General features: G+C 64.6%; 10 protein-coding genes. 8 read left to right on the forward strand and 2 right to left on the reverse strand.

What is annotated here, in order from left to right; translation table 11 throughout:
- Nucleotides 1-53: 53 nt before the first annotated feature.
- On the forward strand, nt 54-1484 hold the full coding sequence (locus C8348_RS11045) for a mannose-1-phosphate guanylyltransferase/mannose-6-phosphate isomerase (protein WP_106753398.1): 1431 nt from the start codon (nt 54-56) through the stop codon (nt 1482-1484).
- Between the two features lie 241 nt (nt 1485-1725).
- Here C8348_RS11045 and C8348_RS11050 read toward each other — a convergent pair whose 3' ends face one another.
- Entirely contained in the window at nt 1726-2661 is a 936-nt protein-coding gene (locus tag C8348_RS11050) for an NAD(P)H-dependent flavin oxidoreductase (protein ID WP_106753399.1), read from the reverse strand.
- Between the two features lie 606 nt (nt 2662-3267).
- Between C8348_RS11050 and C8348_RS11060 the strand changes: the two genes are divergently transcribed.
- The 7 genes from C8348_RS11060 (at nt 3268) to C8348_RS11090 (ending at nt 15490) form a co-directional block, all read left to right on the forward strand.
- Nucleotides 3268-5961, forward strand: coding sequence for a DUF4214 domain-containing protein (locus C8348_RS11060; protein ID WP_106753400.1), 2694 nt, complete (start codon nt 3268-3270; stop codon nt 5959-5961).
- A gap of 1005 nt (nt 5962-6966) precedes the next feature.
- A complete protein-coding gene (locus tag C8348_RS11065) occupies nt 6967-8517 on the forward strand; it encodes a class I SAM-dependent methyltransferase (protein ID WP_106753401.1) in 1551 nt (516 codons plus the stop codon).
- A 386-nt stretch (nt 8518-8903) separates the two neighbouring features.
- Nucleotides 8904-11537 carry a DUF4214 domain-containing protein gene (locus C8348_RS11070; RefSeq protein WP_106753402.1) on the forward strand — a complete coding sequence of 878 codons (2634 nt, stop codon included), beginning with the start codon at nt 8904-8906 and terminating at the stop codon, nt 11535-11537.
- A gap of 137 nt (nt 11538-11674) precedes the next feature.
- A complete protein-coding gene (locus tag C8348_RS11075; protein WP_106753403.1) occupies nt 11675-12475 on the forward strand; it encodes a SapC family protein in 801 nt (266 codons plus the stop codon).
- 44 nt (nt 12476-12519) lie between these two features.
- On the forward strand, nt 12520-13050 hold the full coding sequence (locus C8348_RS11080) for a hypothetical protein (RefSeq protein WP_106753404.1): 531 nt from the start codon (nt 12520-12522) through the stop codon (nt 13048-13050).
- Nucleotides 13051-13161: 111 nt separating this feature from the next.
- The gene (locus C8348_RS11085; protein WP_106753405.1) at nt 13162-14175 is read left to right on the forward strand and encodes a GDP-mannose 4,6-dehydratase; all 1014 of its coding nucleotides are present in this window, start codon (nt 13162-13164) and stop codon (nt 14173-14175) included.
- A 1-nt stretch (nt 14176) separates the two neighbouring features.
- The gene (locus tag C8348_RS11090) at nt 14177-15490 is read left to right on the forward strand and encodes a glycosyltransferase family 4 protein (RefSeq protein WP_106753406.1); all 1314 of its coding nucleotides are present in this window, start codon (nt 14177-14179) and stop codon (nt 15488-15490) included.
- Nucleotides 15491-15570: 80 nt separating this feature from the next.
- Here C8348_RS11090 and C8348_RS11095 read toward each other — a convergent pair whose 3' ends face one another.
- Nucleotides 15571-16878, reverse strand: a complete 1308-nt coding sequence (locus tag C8348_RS11095; RefSeq protein WP_106753407.1) for an HlyD family type I secretion periplasmic adaptor subunit — start codon at nt 16876-16878, stop codon at nt 15571-15573.
- Between the last annotated feature and the right edge of the window lie 18 nt (nt 16879-16896).

Here is a 16896-nt window from a genome sequence, read left to right on the forward strand (position 1 = left end):
GCGTTCTTTGCATCTCCAGACAGAATCCAGCCATTGTGCATTTCAGAGGCGTCATGATCACTCCCCTTCTCCTGGTTGGCGGTTCCGGGACCCGCCTTTGGCCCTTGTCGCGCAAGAGCTTTCCCAAGCAGTTTGCGCCGCTGATCGGTGAGGAAAGCCTGTTCCAGGGCTCGGCGAAACGGCTGTCGGCGGAGGGTTTTGCCGCGCCCGTCGTCATCACCGGGTCGGATTACCGTTTCATCGTCACCGAGCAGCTGACCACTGTGGGCATTGACCCGGGGGCGATCCTGATCGAGCCGGAAGCGCGCAACACCGCGCCCGCCGTGCTGGCCGCAGCACTCCACATCGCCAAGACAGATCCGGACGGGTTGATGCTCGTTGCCCCGTCCGACCATGTTGTGCCGAACCCGGCTGCCTTCCGCGCCGCCGTGGCGGCTGGCGTTCCGGCGGCCGAAAGCGGCCAGATCGTCACCTTCGGCATCCGCCCGACCCATGCCGAAACCGGCTATGGCTGGCTGGAGCTGTCGGCCGCCGCCGCCGAAGGCGAGCCCGTTGCGCTGAAGCGCTTTGTCGAGAAGCCGAACCGGGAGAAGGCCGAGGCGATGCTCGCCGCCGGCTCATACTTGTGGAACGCTGGCATCTTCCTGTTCAAGGTCTCCACCATTCTGGACGCGTTCCAGGCGCTGGCGCCGGACCTGATGGAGCCCGTCACAAGCGCGGTCGCGGACGCCAAGTCCGACCTCGGCTTCCTGCGGCTCGATCCGGCGGCCTTTGCCCGTGCGCCGTCGATCTCCATCGACTATGCGGTGATGGAGCGCGCCTCCAACCTGACCGCCGTGCCCTTCGGCGCCGGCTGGTCGGATCTGGGCGGCTGGGACATGGTGGCCAAGGAAATGGGCCCGGACGCGCGCGGCAACAGCCTTGGCGGCGAGGCGACAGCCATCGACTGCGACGGCACGCTCCTGCGCTCCGACAGCGACGGGCTGCAGCTCGTCGGCATCGGCCTCAAGGATGTCATCGCGGTGGCGATGAATGACGCCGTGCTGGTGGCCGACAAGTCCCGCGCCCAGGACGTGAAGCTCGCCGTCGAGGCGCTGAAGCAGAAGGGCGCGCGCCAGGCCGAGACCTTCCCGCGCGATCACCGGCCGTGGGGCTGGTTCGAGACGCTGGCGCTCGCCGACCGGTTCCAGGTCAAGCGCATCGTCGTGCATCCCGGCGCGGCGCTGTCGCTGCAGAGCCACGTGCACCGCTCCGAGCACTGGATCGTGGTGTCGGGCACCGCACGCGTCACCGTCAACGAGGACGTCCGGCTCGTGACGGAAAACCAGTCGGTCTACATCCCGCTCGGCGCCATCCACCGGATGGAGAACCCGGGCAAGGTGCCGATGGTGCTGATCGAGGTGCAGACCGGGGCGTATCTGGGCGAAGACGACATCATCCGCTACGAGGACATCTATTCCCGCGGCCAGGGCGCCAAGGGCTGAGCGCAGCCTTCAGCCGTGATTTGGACAGAAGGCCGGACAGCACGTCCGGCCTTTTTTTTGTTTCTTGGAAATGGCTTCCATCCTCGTCAGCCCTCGTCGCTCCTGCGCAGGCAGGAGCCTAGTAACCACCGACAAGCGTTGTTTTGCGGCATGGAAAACCAAGAAGCGCCCCGTTTACTGGGCTCCTGCCTGCGCAGGAGCGACGAGGGGGGGATGTCTGTGCGTCCTCCCTCACCCGCCCTCAGAACGGATCGGCCGCCACCGCCGCCTTGGTGGCCCTGTACTCCGCAATCAGCCGGGCGCAGAGCTCGCCCGCCGGCAGAACCTCGGAGATCCCGCCAACGCCATGGCCGGCGGACCACACGGTCTTCCAGGCCTTGGCCTCGCCTTCCAGGTCCATCTTGCCATGGGCCGTGAGATTGTCCGGGTCGAGCCCGGCGGCGATGATCGAGGGTTTCAGGAAATTGGCGTTCACGCCGCTGATTGCCGGCGTGTAGAGAATGTCGCGGGCGCTGGCATCGACGATCATCTCCTTGTAGGCCGGCTCGATCTGCGCCTCGTGGGTGGCCAGGAACCGCGTGCCCATGTAGCCCATGTCGGCGCCCATGGCACGGGCGGCGAGAATGTCGGCGCCGGTGTTCATGGCCCCGGCCAGCACCAGCGTGCCGGACCAGACTTTGCGGATCTCGCTGACGAGCGCAAAGGGGCTGAACGAGCCGGCATGGCCCCCCGCCCCGGCCGCCACCGCAATGATGCCGTCGACGCCTGCCTCTGCCGCCTTTTCGGCGTGGCGCGCGTTGATCACATCGTGGAACACCAGCCCGCCATAGGAATGCACCGCATCGACCACATCCTTCACCGCGCCGAGCGAGGTGATGACCAGCGGCACTTTCTTCGCCACCGTCATCATCACATCGGCCTCGATGCGGGCGTTGGAGCGGTGCACGATCAGGTTGACGCCGAACGCTGCGGCCTCGCCAGCCTCTGCCAGCCGCCCGGCGATCTCGTCCAGCCAGTCGCCATAGCCCTGCGTCGTGCGCTGGTTCAGCGCCGGAAACGTGCCGACCACGCCGGCCCTGGCCGTCTCCACCACCAGATCCGGCCCGGAGGCGAGGAACATCGGCGAGGCAATGGCCGGCAGCTTGAGGCCCTTGGTCAGCGCGGCGGGAATGGGCATGTCGGGTCTCCTGCGGGAGTGGATCACATCGCCCCGGACCCTGCCCGCACATTCCGTTAACGTCAAGGGCAGATCGCGTGGTTTCTTGCCCCCTCTGTCTCCCGCTCTGCATCCCCTCTCTCCCTCGTCGCTCCTGCGCAGGCAGGAGCCCAGTAACCCCGGATGACGATGTGTTTCTCAGGCGCTTCCCGAACCATCACCCGCCCCGATTACTGGGCTCCTGCCTGCGCAGGAGCGACGAAGCGAAAGGAACCACCCCCAAAACCCACCCCCCGGACCAAAACCCCCACCCCCCCCCCCCAAACCCCCCCCACCACAGCCCCCCCCCCCCCCGCCCCGCTGATCGCCCCACGGGCGACGCAGCGTCACCTCACATGCCTGCGGTTGCAAGCGCCAATCCCGGCCAATCCGCCGCTTGCACCTGTAGTGAATTTACTATACACCAAACCCAAGCGGAAGAATCACAGACTTGCAGCGCTTCTGTTGCTGGTCTAAGGATGACACCGCGCCCGGGGGAGTCGCACATTTCGTGTCCCTCCGGCCTCGACGCGGCCCGCAGGCGTATTTCCCTGTAGGCCCGTGATATCACGAGAGAGGACTTGAGATATGGCTACCGCCGATACCATCAAGCAGTACTTTGTAAACATCCTGCAGCGTAACCCGTCCGCAGCTGAATCCGCCCAGTGGACCGCACTGGTCGACTCCAGCGCCCTGACGCTGACCCAGGCCCGCGACGCCATCGCCTCCAGCGGTGAAGCCGTCACTTACGTCGACCAGATCATTCGCATCTACCAGGCTGCCTTCGGCCGCGTTCCGGACACCACCGGCATCAACGGCTGGACCAACGACCTGCGCAATGACGCAACCGCCTTGTCGAAGGTTGCTGCCGGTTTCGTCAACTCGACCGAGTGGAAGAACCGTTACGGCGACAACACCGTCAACGACGCCGTCCTGCAGGGTCTGTACCAGAACGTTCTGGGCCGCACCGGTTCCGCAGCTGAAATCGCTGCCTGGAAGGCCACTGGCCAGTCCATGACCCAGATCCTCATCGGCTTCTCCAACTCTGCCGAGTTCCAGGCAAACTCTGCCGCTGGCGTGTCTGCTCTGAAGCGTGCAGCCGGTGACGTCACCACTGCCAACCTGGCAACCGTGTTCAACGGCACCAGCCCGCTCGGCGTTGACTTCGGTGGCACCACCTTCACCCTGACCACCGGCATCGACACCTTCGTTGGCGGCAACGGCACTGACAAGTTCAACGGCGTTGCCGATGGCACTGCCAATAACACCTTCGGCGCTCTCGACAGCATCGATGGCGGTGCAGGCAACGACACCATCACCCTGACCAACACTGCCGGCACGATGACGCTGACCACTGGCGCCACCGTCAAGAACGTCGAGAACCTCGTCCTGCGCTCCGGCCAGAACGCTGTGACCGCGGACGTCCAGGCCTGGTCTGGTCTCCAGAACGTCACCGTTGAGCAGGTTGGCGCCCTTGCTGCCGTCACCGTTGACACCAAGAGCAACGTCAAGTCCGTCGCCGTCACTGGTGGTACCACGGTCGCAATCGACGACAAGGGCGCAGCCGGCACCGACGCACTGACCACCGTGTCGCTGAACGGCAACACCGGTGCAGCCACGATTGCTTCGGACGTCCTGAACAAGCTGACCGTTGCCAACACCAACCAGAACGTCACGATCACGGCTGCTGCTGGCACCCGCGCTCTGGACATCACCCTGAACAACGTCACCGGCGGCGTCATCGCTGACGCTGAAGCAACCTCGCTGAAGGTCACCGGCACGGGCACCGCCTCCACCGGCGGCACGCTGACGGCTGCCAAGGCAACCAAGATCGACTTCGCAGGCGACAAGGCCGTCTCGACCGCTCTCGGCGCTCAGGCTGCTAACCTCGTCATCACCAGCGCGAACACCGCTGGCACGACGATCACCACCGCCCTGAACACCGACGTCACCTTCACCGGCGGCGCTGGCAAGGACTCGATCATCATCGGCGCAACCACCAAGGCCATCACGACCGGCGCTGGTGATGACACCGTTCAGATCAACGCTGCAGCTCTCGGCGCTGGCGGCTCGGTTACGGCTGGCGACGGCACGGACACCGTTGTTCTCTCGGCTGCTGACGCTTACACGGCTTCCGGCGCGACCACCTTCGCTGGTGTCGTCAAGGGCTTTGAAGTGCTGCAGTTCGGTGCGACTGCCGGTGCTGGCACCATCAACCTGACCAACCTGAACAACGCTGGCAACAACGCCATCGCCAAGGTTGTTGCAGGCGGTGCAGTTGACCATGCCGTGACCATCTCCGGTCTGGCTTCGGGCAACACGGTTGAGTTCAAGGCTGCCAACGCCGCTGCGACCACCGCAACCGTAACCAATGCTGCAGTCGGCACCACTGACGTGCTGAACATCGGCATCACCAATGTTGCTGGCATCAACGTCAACACGATCAACGCAGCTGACGTCGAGACCGTCAACTTCCTGACCGACGACACAGCGACTGTTGCAACTGGCATCCAGCACACCGCTACCCTGGTGGACACTGCTGCCAAGACCATCACCGTCACGGGTGACGCCGGTCTGGCCCTGACCTTCGCTGGTACGGCCCTGACCTCGTTCGACGCTTCGGGCGTGACCAAGGGCAACGTGTCCTACACCACGGGCGCTCTGACCACCGCTGCCACCCTCAAGGGTGGTGCTGGCAACGACACCATCAACGCTGCTGCAGCTACCAAGGCTGTGACCATCGAAGGTGGCGCTGGTAACGACACCATCACCGGTTCGTCGACGGTTGGCTCTACCCTGAACGGCGGTGACGGCAACGACACCATCACCGGTGGCGCTGGTGCCGACACCATCAACGGCGGTGCCGGCAACGACACCATCAACTCGGGTGCAGGCCTCGACATCATCGACGTCGGCTCCGGCGACAACACCTTCATCCTGACCGCGAACGCCAATGGCAACATCTATGCCTCGCTGACCGGCATGGACAAGGGCGACAAGATCGACTTCCTGGCTGGTGGCGGCGTTGCTACCTTCACATCCGCGAAGATCACTCTTGCCGACACCGCAGCCTTCGCTGACTACCTGCAGGCTGCTGCTGCCGGCGGCGCTGACCGCGTCGTGTGGTTCCAGTGGTCGGGCAACACCTACCTGGTTCAGGACGTAACCGCCGGTGCGACCTTCACCAACGGTGCTGACCAGGTTGTCAAGCTCGTCGGTCTGGTGGACCTCTCCACCGCGACCATCGACGGCGCTGTAACCAACATCCTGACCCTCGGCTAATTCTCCTTCGGAGACAGGCCCCTCCTCCGGGAGGGGCTTGAAGCGAGACGAAACAAGACCCCCGGCGTTTACGCGCCGGGGGTTTTCTCGTTTTCCCAGCCGCGACCGGTCCGCCGCCGCCCCGGTCCACGCCGTCCCCACGCCTTGCCCACGCTTTGGTCCCCTTGGGCCCAGCTTGGGACCAACTTGGGCGCTCCTGGGGCCCAACCTCGGCCCAGCCTCCCGCCGTGCCTGCGGCGTGGCCTGAGAGAAAGGCCCAGACACACAAGCTCTGGCACGAAAGCTCCGGCACAGAAGGCCGGCCCCGCGCGGCCCAGCCTGCGGACACAGCCTTGCAGGACCCGCCTCGCGAACCGGATTCAGGCTTTTAATCTTAGCCCAAGAATTTAATCTGCTTTTACAGGATGAAAAGCCGCCTCTAACCGCATGTCCGCACTTTTGGTTCCCCTTTTTAGGCATATGATCCTGATTCAGGACTTTATGCCCCCCTCCGCCGCCGCCCCGGCAGCGGCGATGGCGACACCCTCCGGCACCGGGGTTCCCGGCTCCCCGCCCCCTGTTCAGGTCCGGGCGGGGAGCCGGCAGGGACTGCCGCGCGTCGCGTCAGGTAGCCAAGGCCTTCATTTCCTCTCGCAGGTCAGGGGCAAAAGGGGCGCAGCCTCTCCGCTCCCCTCCCCCTGGTGGGGAGGGGTTGGGGGTGGGGGGCTCTGAGCTCGACCCCGTTCTGAAAAGGGGGACTTTGAGCCGAACCCAGACAAAGTATTGGCTCTAACGAAGGACCCATCCAGTTGTCGTTTCGACAATGGGAAGGGGATCAGAAGCGTGTAGTCAGAGCAGCTTGCCAGGTTACCTCAGCCCGCAGCGTGCCCAGAGCCCCCCCACCCCTTCCCCCTCCCCACCAGGGGGAGGGGAGCGGCGAGGCCTGTGATGCCACCCCACCCCGCCCTTGCGTCACATCCCAAACCCTGCTTGGATGGCGCCCGGACTTCAGGAGAGAGTTTTCACATGTCCTTGACTGGCAATGCAGATTGGACGGCGGGCTATGTCGCCGACATCAATTACACCCATGGCTATTATCCCGAGCTGAACCCGCTCCGGGCGCGGCTGGCGCTGCTCAATGCCGGCATTGCCGCACCGGAGATTGCCACCGCCTGCGAGCTGGGCTTCGGCCAGGGCGTCAGCGTTGCCGTCCATGCCGCCGCCAGCGAGACCCATTGGTCCGGCACCGATTTCAACCCGGCCCAGGCCGGCCACGCGCAGAGCTTGTGCCAGGCCGCCGACGTCAGCGCCGATCTCGGCGACGCCGCCTTTGCCGCGTTCTGCGCCAGGGCCGACCTGCCGGACTTCGACTACATCGGCCTGCACGGCATCTGGACCTGGATTTCCGACGAGAACCGCGCCGTCATCACCGACTTCATCGCCCGCAAGCTGAAGGTCGGCGGCATCGTCTATGTCAGCTACAACACCCTGCCCGGCTGGGCCTCCGGCGCGCCGCTGCGCCATCTGATGACGGAGATCGGCGCGGCCATGACCTCGCCCGCCGGCGGCAGCACCGCCCGTGTCGAGGGCGCGCTTGGCCTTGTCGACAAGGTCCTGGCCAGCAACCCGGCCTATTTGCGCGCCAATCCGGGCGTCAAGGAGCGCTTCGACCGGCTGAAGACCCAGAACCGCTCCTATCTGGCGCATGAATATTTCAACCGCGACTGGCAGCCGATGTATGTCGCCGACATGGCGCGCTGGCTGACCCCGGCCAAGCTGAGCTTCGCCGCCTCGGCGCATCTGCTCGACGCCATCCCGGCGATCAACCTGACATCTGAGCAGCAGGCGCTGCTGGCCGAGATGCCCGATCCCTTGCTGCGCGAGACCTTGCGCGACTATTGCGTCAACCAGCAGTTCCGCCGCGATCTCTGGGTCAAGGGCCCGCGCCGCCTGTCGCCGCTCGACCAGACCGAGGCCCTGCGCGCCCTGCGCCTGGTGCTCACCGTGCCGCGCGCCGGCGTCAAGATGACCGCCCAGGGCGGGCTCGGCGAGGCCAACCTGTCCGAGACGGTCTATCCGCCGATCCTCGACCTGCTGTCCGACCACAAGCCGCGCAGCCTTGCCGACATCGAGGCGGGCGTCCGGGGCGCCGGCATCAACCTTGCCCAGGTGGTTCAGGCCGCCGTCATCCTCACCGGCTCCGGCACCACGGCCCTCGCCCAGGAGCCCGGCGTGGTCGCCAAGGTGAAGAAGCGCACCGACCGCCTCAACGCCCATCTGATGCAGCGCGCCCGTGGCTCCGGCGACATCGCCTATCTCGCCTCGCCCGTCACCGGCGGCGCGCTCACCGTCACCCGCTTCCAGCAGCTCTTCGCAGCCGCCCTCAAATCCGGCCGCAAGAGCCCGGCCGACTGGGCCGATCTCACCTTGCAGATCCTCACCGCCCAGGGCCAGAAACTGGTCAAGGACGGCAAGACGCTGGAGACAGAGGCCGAGAACCGCGCCGAACTGCTCGCCCAGGCCGAAGACTTCGCCGTAACCCTCCTCCCCGTCCTGCGCGGCCTTGAGGTCGTCTGAGGGCCGGAACACCCCATGCGACGGGACGGGAGGCCGTTCCCGTCGCAGACTCGAGGCCTTGCAATGCTGCCGCCGCCGATCCGGCAGCAGATCGCCACAGGTTTTCCACAGGCAACACCAGCCGCTTTCTAAAGTCATTTCTAAACGGGCGTGGATCCATTTCCCGCAAGAGCTGCAGGCCCGCACAGCCGCCCAGGCAAAACTCCACCGGTTTCCTTGCCTTCTCTCAGCCCGGCACTGCCTAACCCTTGCTCGTTTTGCGAGTGTCTTCCCGGCGTCAAAAATCTTCCACCGTTCTGCCCTCCGGCACACCTTGCCAGTCCACAGCAAACCCCGCTAAGCGATTGTCCTGACTTGGTTAATGTTCGATTTTTATTGGGTGTAGCATGGCAGTGGCAGATCAGATCACCCAGTATTTCGTCAACATCCTGCAGCGCTCCCCCTCTCCTGGCGAGATGCTGCACTTCTCGGCGATGGTGACGACCGGGCAGATGACACTCCTCCAGGTGCGCGATGCGATTGCGGCGAGCCCCGAAGCGACAACTTACGTCGACCAGATCATCCGCATCTACCAGGCCGCCTTCGGCCGCGCGCCGGATCCGGTCGGTCTCAACGGCTGGACCAACCTGCTGCGCGAGGATCCGACCGCGCTCTCCAAGGTGGCGCTCGGCTTCGTCAATTCGACCGAGTGGATGAACCGCCACGGCAACAACAGCGTCAGTGACGCGGTGCTGCAGTCGCTGTACCAGAACGTCCTCGGCCGCATCCCCTCGCAGGCCGAGATCGACGCCTGGAAGGCGACCGGCCAGCCGATGACGCAGATCCTGATCGGCTTCTCCAACTCGGCCGAGTTCCAGAAGACGTCTGCCCCACGCGTCACCGAGATCAAGCAGCTTGTTGCCGACACGCCGCTGCCGCCCGCGCCGGTGGAGACGCCGAAGACGCCGGAGCCGACGCCAAACCCGGCCAACTTCACCCTGACCACCGCGGCGGACACCTATGTTGGCGACGACCGCGACAACACAATCGACGGTATCGTCGACGGCAGCGTCAACCAGACCTTCACCGCTGTCGACAGCATCGACGGCGGCGCGGGCAATGACACACTGAAACTGGTGAACACCGCTGGCACCATGACCCTGCCGACGGCGGCCGTGGTCAAGAACGTCGAGACCATCGAGCTGCAGTCGAGCAAGAACGCGGTGACGGCCGACATGCGGAACTGGGCCGAGCTGCAGACGGCCAAGATCACCCAGACCGGCACCAAGGCGGCGATCACCGTCGACACGGGCGGCAATGTCAGCGCCCTCACCGTCACGGGCGGCACCACGGTCACGATCAACGACCGCGCCACGGCCGGTGGCGACAAACTTAGCTCCGTCAGCCTTGACGGCTACAGCTCCGCCTCGACGATCCAGTCCGACGCGCTGACGAGCCTGTCTCTGGCGAACTCGAACCAGAGCGTCACCATCACCGCGGCTGCAGGAGCCCGGACTCTCGACCTGACGCTCAACAATCAGACCGGCGGAGCGATCATCGACACCACAGCGACGGCGGTGACACTCGCGGCGACTGGAAACAGCTCCAAGGCCTTCACGCTGACTGCGGCCAATGCCACCTCGCTGACGTTCAGCGGAGATCAGTCGGTCAGCCTATCTGGCCTCACGCTTGCGAGCAACGCAACCATCACCACGACCAACACCGCCGGCGTCACGATCACGGCAACTCTGGCGTCGGGCGTAGGCTTCACTGGCAGCGACGCGAACGAGTCGATCATTGCCAGCGCGACGACCCGCACCATGACGCTCGGCAAGGGCGATGACAGCTACGAAGCAACTGGCACTGGCATCGGCATTGGCGGCTTGGTCGATGCAGGCGAGGGCACGGACACGCTCGTCTTGCGCGCTCTGACCGCCAAGACGGTGACTGCGACGACGGCCTTCGCTGCCCAGGCCAAGAATTTCGAGATTCTGCTCCTCAAGGACAGCTTTGCTGCGGGAATTGACGTCAACATTGCCAACCTCAACAGCGGCGGGGCGAACACAATCACCAAGGTGGTCGCTTCGACGGCTGTCGTCAATCAGCCCTTCACGGTGAATGGCCTGGCAACGGGCGGCACGGTCGAGTTCCGGGGCATCAACACGGCCCAGACAACCATCAACATCATCGATGCGGCCACCGGATCCGCTGATGTCCTCAACATCGGCATTTCCGGCAGTTCTGCGCGAGCTGCACACACGGTGAATGTGGCCAATGTCGAGACGATCAACTTCCTGACCGACAACACATCCGCCACACCGACCGCCATCCAGCACAGCTCCACCCTCGTCGCTGCGGCCACGAGCAAGATCACGGTGAGCGGCGATGCCGGGCTGGCCCTCACCTTCACCGGCACAACACTGACCTCATTCGATGCCTCCGGTGTCACCCTTGGCAACGTCAACTGGGCGACAGGGGCACTGGCGAACGCCGCCACGATCAAGGGGGGCACGGGCAACGACACGCTGGATGCGGCAGCGTCAACCGCTTCGGTCACTATCGAGTCCGGCGACGGCAATGACACGATCATTGGCAGCTCGAAGGCCGACACGATTGATGCCGGTGCAGGCAACGACACGATCACTCCCGGTCTCGGTGCCGATACGATCGACGTCGGCACGGGCAACGATACAGTCATCCTGACGGCCGCAAACACGAACGGCACGATCTTCCCCTCGATCACCGGCATGAACGCAGGTGACAAGATCCAGTTCATATCCGGAACGGCGTCCTTCCAGTCGGCGGCGATCACGGCAGGCGGCGCGCCCAGCTATGCGGACCTGCTCGAGGCGGCCACCAATGGAGCAGCCAACCGGGTGGTCTGGTTCCAGTTCGGCGGCGACACCTATCTCGTCCAGGACCGCAGCGCCAACACCACCTTCACCAATGGCACCGATGTCGTCGTCAAGCTGGTGGGCCTCTACGATCTCTCCATCGCCACCATCAACGGCACAAGCACCAATGTTCTGACGCTTGGATAGGACGCAGCACCAGAGCCGCGGCTCAGGACATCGCCACTGCGGGGCCTCCGCTGTTTGAATTCCAATGCAATTTCGGGTGGACCTTGCGCCCGCAATGACTAAAGTGGCGGCAGTTTTCGCGTCAGGATCCCCCCGCCATGCCCACGTTTCACGTCATCTCCCGCGACCGCCACGGCGCCAAGGCCTGGGTCCGCCGTCAGGGTTTCGACTTTGCCGCCGCCGATTCGGTCCAACCCCTCGTCGGGGCGGAACTGCCCAAGGCCGTGCTGCATTACCCGATCGCGCTGCTGCCCGAGGGCGAGGCTTTCGGCCTCTACGCCCTCACCGGGCTGGAGCCGGGCCGCAATCTGTTCCTGACCCGCGACGGCCGCTGGATCGTGCCTTACACGCCTGCCGCCATCCGCGCCTATCCGTTCCGCCTCGCCACGCTGGATGATGCCCGCCAGGTGCTGTGCTTCGACGAGGACAGCGGCCAGCTGGTCGATGCCGACGAATATCCCGCCGCCCTGCCCTTTTTCGGCGAGGACAACGGCCCGCATCCGGAAGTTGGGCGCATCCTGGAATTCCTGATGGAGACCGACCGCAGCCAGCAGCGCACCCGCCGCGCCCTTTCGGCGCTGCAGGAAAAGGGCGTCATTGCCCCCTGGGAAGCCGTGGTCGAGACGAAGGAGAAAGGACGCCAGGCGGTCAGCGGCCTCTACCGCATCGACGAGGCCGCGCTCAACGCGCTGCCCGCCGCCGATTTTGAGGAACTGCGCCAGGCCGGCGCGCTGGTGATCGCCTATACGCAGATGCTGTCGATGCAGCATCTCGCCAACCTCGGCCAGCTCGCCGACGCCCACCGCGAGGCCGACGAGCGCCTCGCCGCCACCCTGCCGAAGATCGAGATGGACACAACGGAGAGCGACAGCATCGACTGGAGCCGCTTCGGCATCTGAGACCAGCGCGCAGCGCGCCGGCAGATCCCGGACAGGAGACGTCCATGGCCCCGCTTACCCTCACCCGCCTGACGACGGAGTACAGCGTCGAGGAAGACCGGCTGTGCCTGCGCGGCGAAGACGAGACCGGCCGTACCATCGTCATCTGGCTCACTGCCCGGATGCTCCGCGTGCTCACGCCGCGTCTGACCGGCTGGCTGGAGCGTCAGACCGCCAATCAGCCGCTCGCCGACGTACGCCAGACAATGGCACAGGAGGCCGCCGTCGCCGGCCATGCGGCGCAGCCGCCCGTTACGGCAGCCCTTGACGGCAACGCCTTCCTCACCCGCAGCATCGACATCATCACCGCTGATGATGCCATGCGGCTGGTGTTCAAGGCCCAGGAAGGCAGCGCCGGGGCACCAGACACGGCACTGGCCGCCGAGATCCCCTTCCTCGCCGAGGAACTGCGCCAGTGGCTGGCCATCGTGATGGCCGCCAGCGACACAGCCGGCTGGCCTTCGGACATCTGGCCCGACTGGATGCACGAGGCCCGCCGCCCGGCGCAAGCCGCCCCGCGCCTCAAGCTGCACTGAGCCGGACTGCCCAGCCCGAATACTACCCCATGACATCGTCGGTCAGCCTGACTATAACGGCACAGCCCGGCGAACGGGTGCCACCACCAGCTACGGGAAACCCATTCGATCATGCGCAGCACGGCAAGACTGCCCGGACGGGTGCTGGTGACCGGCGCAGGCGGCTTTGCCGCCCGCCCGCTGCTGGCGCGGCTGGCCGAAGTGGTGGATCCGGATGGCGGCCATGTCGCGGTCTTCGGCCCGTCCGGCGCCGATGCCCCGGCCAAATTGCCCGCCTGCTTCCGCCCGGAAGCCTGCGATCTGGTCCGGCCAGGGGCTATTGATGCGATCCTTGGCTCCGCAAAGCCGGACATCATCCTCCACCTCGCCGCCCAGTCCTCCGTCAGCGCCTCGCTGACCGGAGGTGCCGCGCGCACCTGGGACGTCAACCTGTTCGGCACCCGCCAGCTTGCCGAAGCCGTCGCCCGCCATGTTCCCGCCGCCATCCTTCTGTTTGCCAGCACCGTCGAGGTCTATGGCCTCGCCTTTCGCTCCGGCCGCCTCGACGAGACAGCAGCAACCGCACCGCAAAACCCCTATGCCCGCTCCAAGCGTGCGGCCGAGGACCTGCTGCTCGACACATTGCCGGCCAGCACCCGCCTGATCATCACGCGCATGACCAACCACAGCGGCCCGGGCCAGGCGGCGCAATTCGTCCTGCCGTCCTTTGCCCGCCAGATCGCGCAGATCGAGGCTGGCCAGAGCGCTCCTGTCCTTCATGTCGGCAATCTCGATGCGGAACGGGATTTCCTGCATGTGGATGACGTGATCGAGGCCGAGCTGGCGCTGCTAGGCGCCGCCCCCAGCCTTGCACACCGCACCTACAACATCGCCAGCGGCACTCCCGTGCCGATCAGCGCGCTGCTGGACAAGATGCTGGCGCAAGCCAGGACGCCGATCGAGATCCGCATCGATCCGGCGCGCCTGCGCCCCTCCGACATTCCCCGCGTCGACGTTGATCCCGGTCGCCTGATGGCGGAAACCGGCTGGCGTCCCGCCGTTTCGCTTGATCAGCTGGTCACCGATATTCTTGCCGACCAGCGCCGCCAGACAGGAAGCCAGACCGGCTCCAGCACAGGACACTGACATGGACATGGCCACGGAGACCGGCAGCAAGGGCCGGATCCTTTTCGACACCTACAACATCGTCCTGCCGAAGGGCACAGGCGTTGCCACCTATGCCCGCGCCCTGATCCGCACGGCCACCCAGCTCGGCTACCAGAGCGAACTGATCTACGACTATCAGGGCGACATCCCGAAGAACCTAGAACTCGCCAAGGCCATCCTGTTCGAGGACAAGGAAAAGCGGCTGACAAAGCTCGACCATGTCCGCAACATGCTCGAGGCCTGGTCCAACCCCTGGAAGTCAGCCAAGGCGATCAAGCTGCCCGATGCCAGCTTCCTGTTCGAGGAACCGATCCGCGCCCGGATGATGGATACGGACCACCGCTATATCGCGCGCAACCTCTACTCGATCGCCGGACGCTTCTTCTCGGCCCATCGCAAGCTTTATCCGATTGCCTTCGATCACAAGCCGGACGCAGCCCACTTCACCTTCCAGTTGCCGGTGCGGGTCAAAGGTGCGGCCAATCTCTACACCTTGCATGATCTGGTGCCGCTGATCATGCCCTACGCGACGCAGGAGAACCGCAAGAACTCCTACGCCATGCTGAAGGAGATCGCCCGGACGGCCGACCATATCGTCACCGTGTCGGAGCACTCGCGCCAGGACATCATCAACGTTCTCGGCGTGCCGGAGAACCGGGTCACCAACACCTATCAGGCGATTGACCTGCCCAGGAGCGCCATCGACAAGCCCCGCGCCAATGTGGAGGATGAAGTCACCGGCATCTTCAACCTGGATCCGGACGGCTACTACCTGTTCTTCGGTGCAATCGAGCCGAAGAAGAACGTCCGCCGCCTGATCGAGGCCTATCTGTCCTCGCGCGTGCGCCGCCCGCTCGTCATTGTCTCGTCCGGCGGCTGGCTCAACAAGGTCGAGCTGCAGATGATTGCCGAAAACCCGCGCCGCTCCGACAACTCCGGCATCATCCACGTCGGCTATCTGCCATACGAGTTCCTGGTCAGCCTGATCAAGGGCGCCCGCGCCGTCACCTTCCCCTCGCTCTACGAGGGCTTTGGCCTGCCGGTACTGGAGGCGATGGCGCTAGGCACGCCGGTCCTGACCTCGAACACATCTTCACTCAGCGAAGTCGCGGGCGATGCCGCCGTCACGGTTGATCCGATCAGCGTCGAAAGCATCCGCGACGGCCTGCGCAAGCTCGATGCAGATGATGACCTGCGCGCCGAATTGCGCGTCCGTGGCCTCGCCCAGGCCCAGAAATTCTCGACGGACGCCTACCGCGACCGCCTCTCCAGCCTCTACGCCAAGGTCCTGTAACGCGATAAAGGCCTAGCCGAAACAAGGAAGCCCGGACCCTTTTGGGTCCGGGCTTTTTCATGTCCAGCGCCTGGCGCGTCTTATTCCTCGCGCATGCTGTTTCGCACAGCGTCCCTGAGCGGCGAGATGAGATACTCCGCCATCGTCCGCTCGCCGGTCGGCAGGATAACTTCGGCCGGCATGCCCGGAGCAAGCTTGGTCAGCATTTCCTCGGGAATCGTCGATTCCGGAACGGTAATGCGGGCAAGGTAATATGGCTCGGCATTGGTGCCGCGGCGCTCAATGATGTCGGGCGAGATATATTCGACCTCCCCAAACAGGGTCGGCAGATAGCGGTTGGCGAAGGCGGAAATCTTTACTTCAGCCTTCAGGCCCGGGTGGATGGCGTCAATATCCAGGGGCCGGACCTGCGCGTTGATGACAATGCGGTCATTGACCGGAACCAGTTCCATCAGCGGATCACCAGGGCGGATGACACCGCCGATCGTGTTCACGGCAAGGTTCTGCACGACGCCATCAACTTCCGACCTGATCTCGGTCCGTTCCAGGATATCGGCAGCAACGACATTGCGCTCTTCCAGATCGGTGATCTGCTGCCGCGCTTCCTTCAGCTCGGTTGCTGCACGTTCGGAAAAGCTCTGACGAATGCGGACAACTTCCAGTTCCGTCTCGCCAACGCCTTCGTTCACACGGGCGATTTCCGTGATCAAACGGCCATAGGAGCCTTCGAGCTGCGCCGCTTCACGCTGAAACGCCGACAGCCGGTTCGCCGAAACGACCCCCTTGCCCTCACCGTCCCGAAGCCGCGACACTTCATCCTCGATGAGGCTCACTTCGGTCTTGGCGGAGTCACGCTGCAGTTCCAGGCCGCTAGCCTGCTGCTTCAGTTGTTCCATCTTCGACTTCAGAATATTGATCTGGCTGTCGCGCACGGACACACGGTCCATGAACAGATTGCGCTGCCCCTGCAGCGCAAACTTCACGCGCGGATCGTCCGATTCCAGAAGATCCTCAGGGAACTCCACATCCTCGGCATTGGATCGCTCGGCAAGTAGACGCGCTTCCTCGGCCCTTGCGATTTCAAGCCGTGTGCGGATCATAGAGACATTGGCCTGCGCCTGAACCGGGCTGAGCCGGACGAGGACTTGATCCTTCTTGACCCGGTCGCCGTCCTTGACCAGCACTTCACGGACGATGCCACCTTCAAGGTGCTGCACGACCTTGCGCGAACTCTCCACCGAGAGAACGCCGTGCGCGATGATGGCACTGTCGAGGGGAGCAGTCATCGCCCAGCCACCGAATACGCCAAAGGTCATCAGGATGGTCACATAGCCGGCAATCACGAAAGGCCGGGTGCTGAATTTCTTGTCGTTCTTGTCGTCTGCCATGGAGTTTCCATTCCTTCC

The organism is Pannonibacter carbonis (genome assembly GCF_003012935.1).
GTDB lineage: Bacteria > Pseudomonadota > Alphaproteobacteria > Rhizobiales > Stappiaceae > Pannonibacter > Pannonibacter carbonis.

Bases quoted from the DNA above. Each gene is read 5' to 3' on its own strand.
- C8348_RS11045 (WP_106753398.1), top strand. From the start codon at position 54: ATGATCACTCCCCTTCTCCTGGTTGGCGGTTCCGGGACCCGCCTTTGG.
- C8348_RS11050 (WP_106753399.1), bottom strand. From the start codon at position 2,661: ATGCCCATTCCCGCCGCGCTGACCAAGGGCCTCAAGCTGCCGGCCATT.
- C8348_RS11060 (WP_106753400.1), top strand. From the start codon at position 3,268: ATGGCTACCGCCGATACCATCAAGCAGTACTTTGTAAACATCCTGCAG.
- C8348_RS11065 (WP_106753401.1), top strand. From the start codon at position 6,967: ATGTCCTTGACTGGCAATGCAGATTGGACGGCGGGCTATGTCGCCGAC.
- C8348_RS11070 (WP_106753402.1), top strand. From the start codon at position 8,904: ATGGCAGTGGCAGATCAGATCACCCAGTATTTCGTCAACATCCTGCAG.
- C8348_RS11075 (WP_106753403.1), top strand. From the start codon at position 11,675: ATGCCCACGTTTCACGTCATCTCCCGCGACCGCCACGGCGCCAAGGCC.
- C8348_RS11080 (WP_106753404.1), top strand. From the start codon at position 12,520: ATGGCCCCGCTTACCCTCACCCGCCTGACGACGGAGTACAGCGTCGAG.
- C8348_RS11085 (WP_106753405.1), top strand. From the start codon at position 13,162: ATGCGCAGCACGGCAAGACTGCCCGGACGGGTGCTGGTGACCGGCGCA.
- C8348_RS11090 (WP_106753406.1), top strand. From the start codon at position 14,177: ATGGACATGGCCACGGAGACCGGCAGCAAGGGCCGGATCCTTTTCGAC.
- C8348_RS11095 (WP_106753407.1), bottom strand. From the start codon at position 16,878: ATGGCAGACGACAAGAACGACAAGAAATTCAGCACCCGGCCTTTCGTG.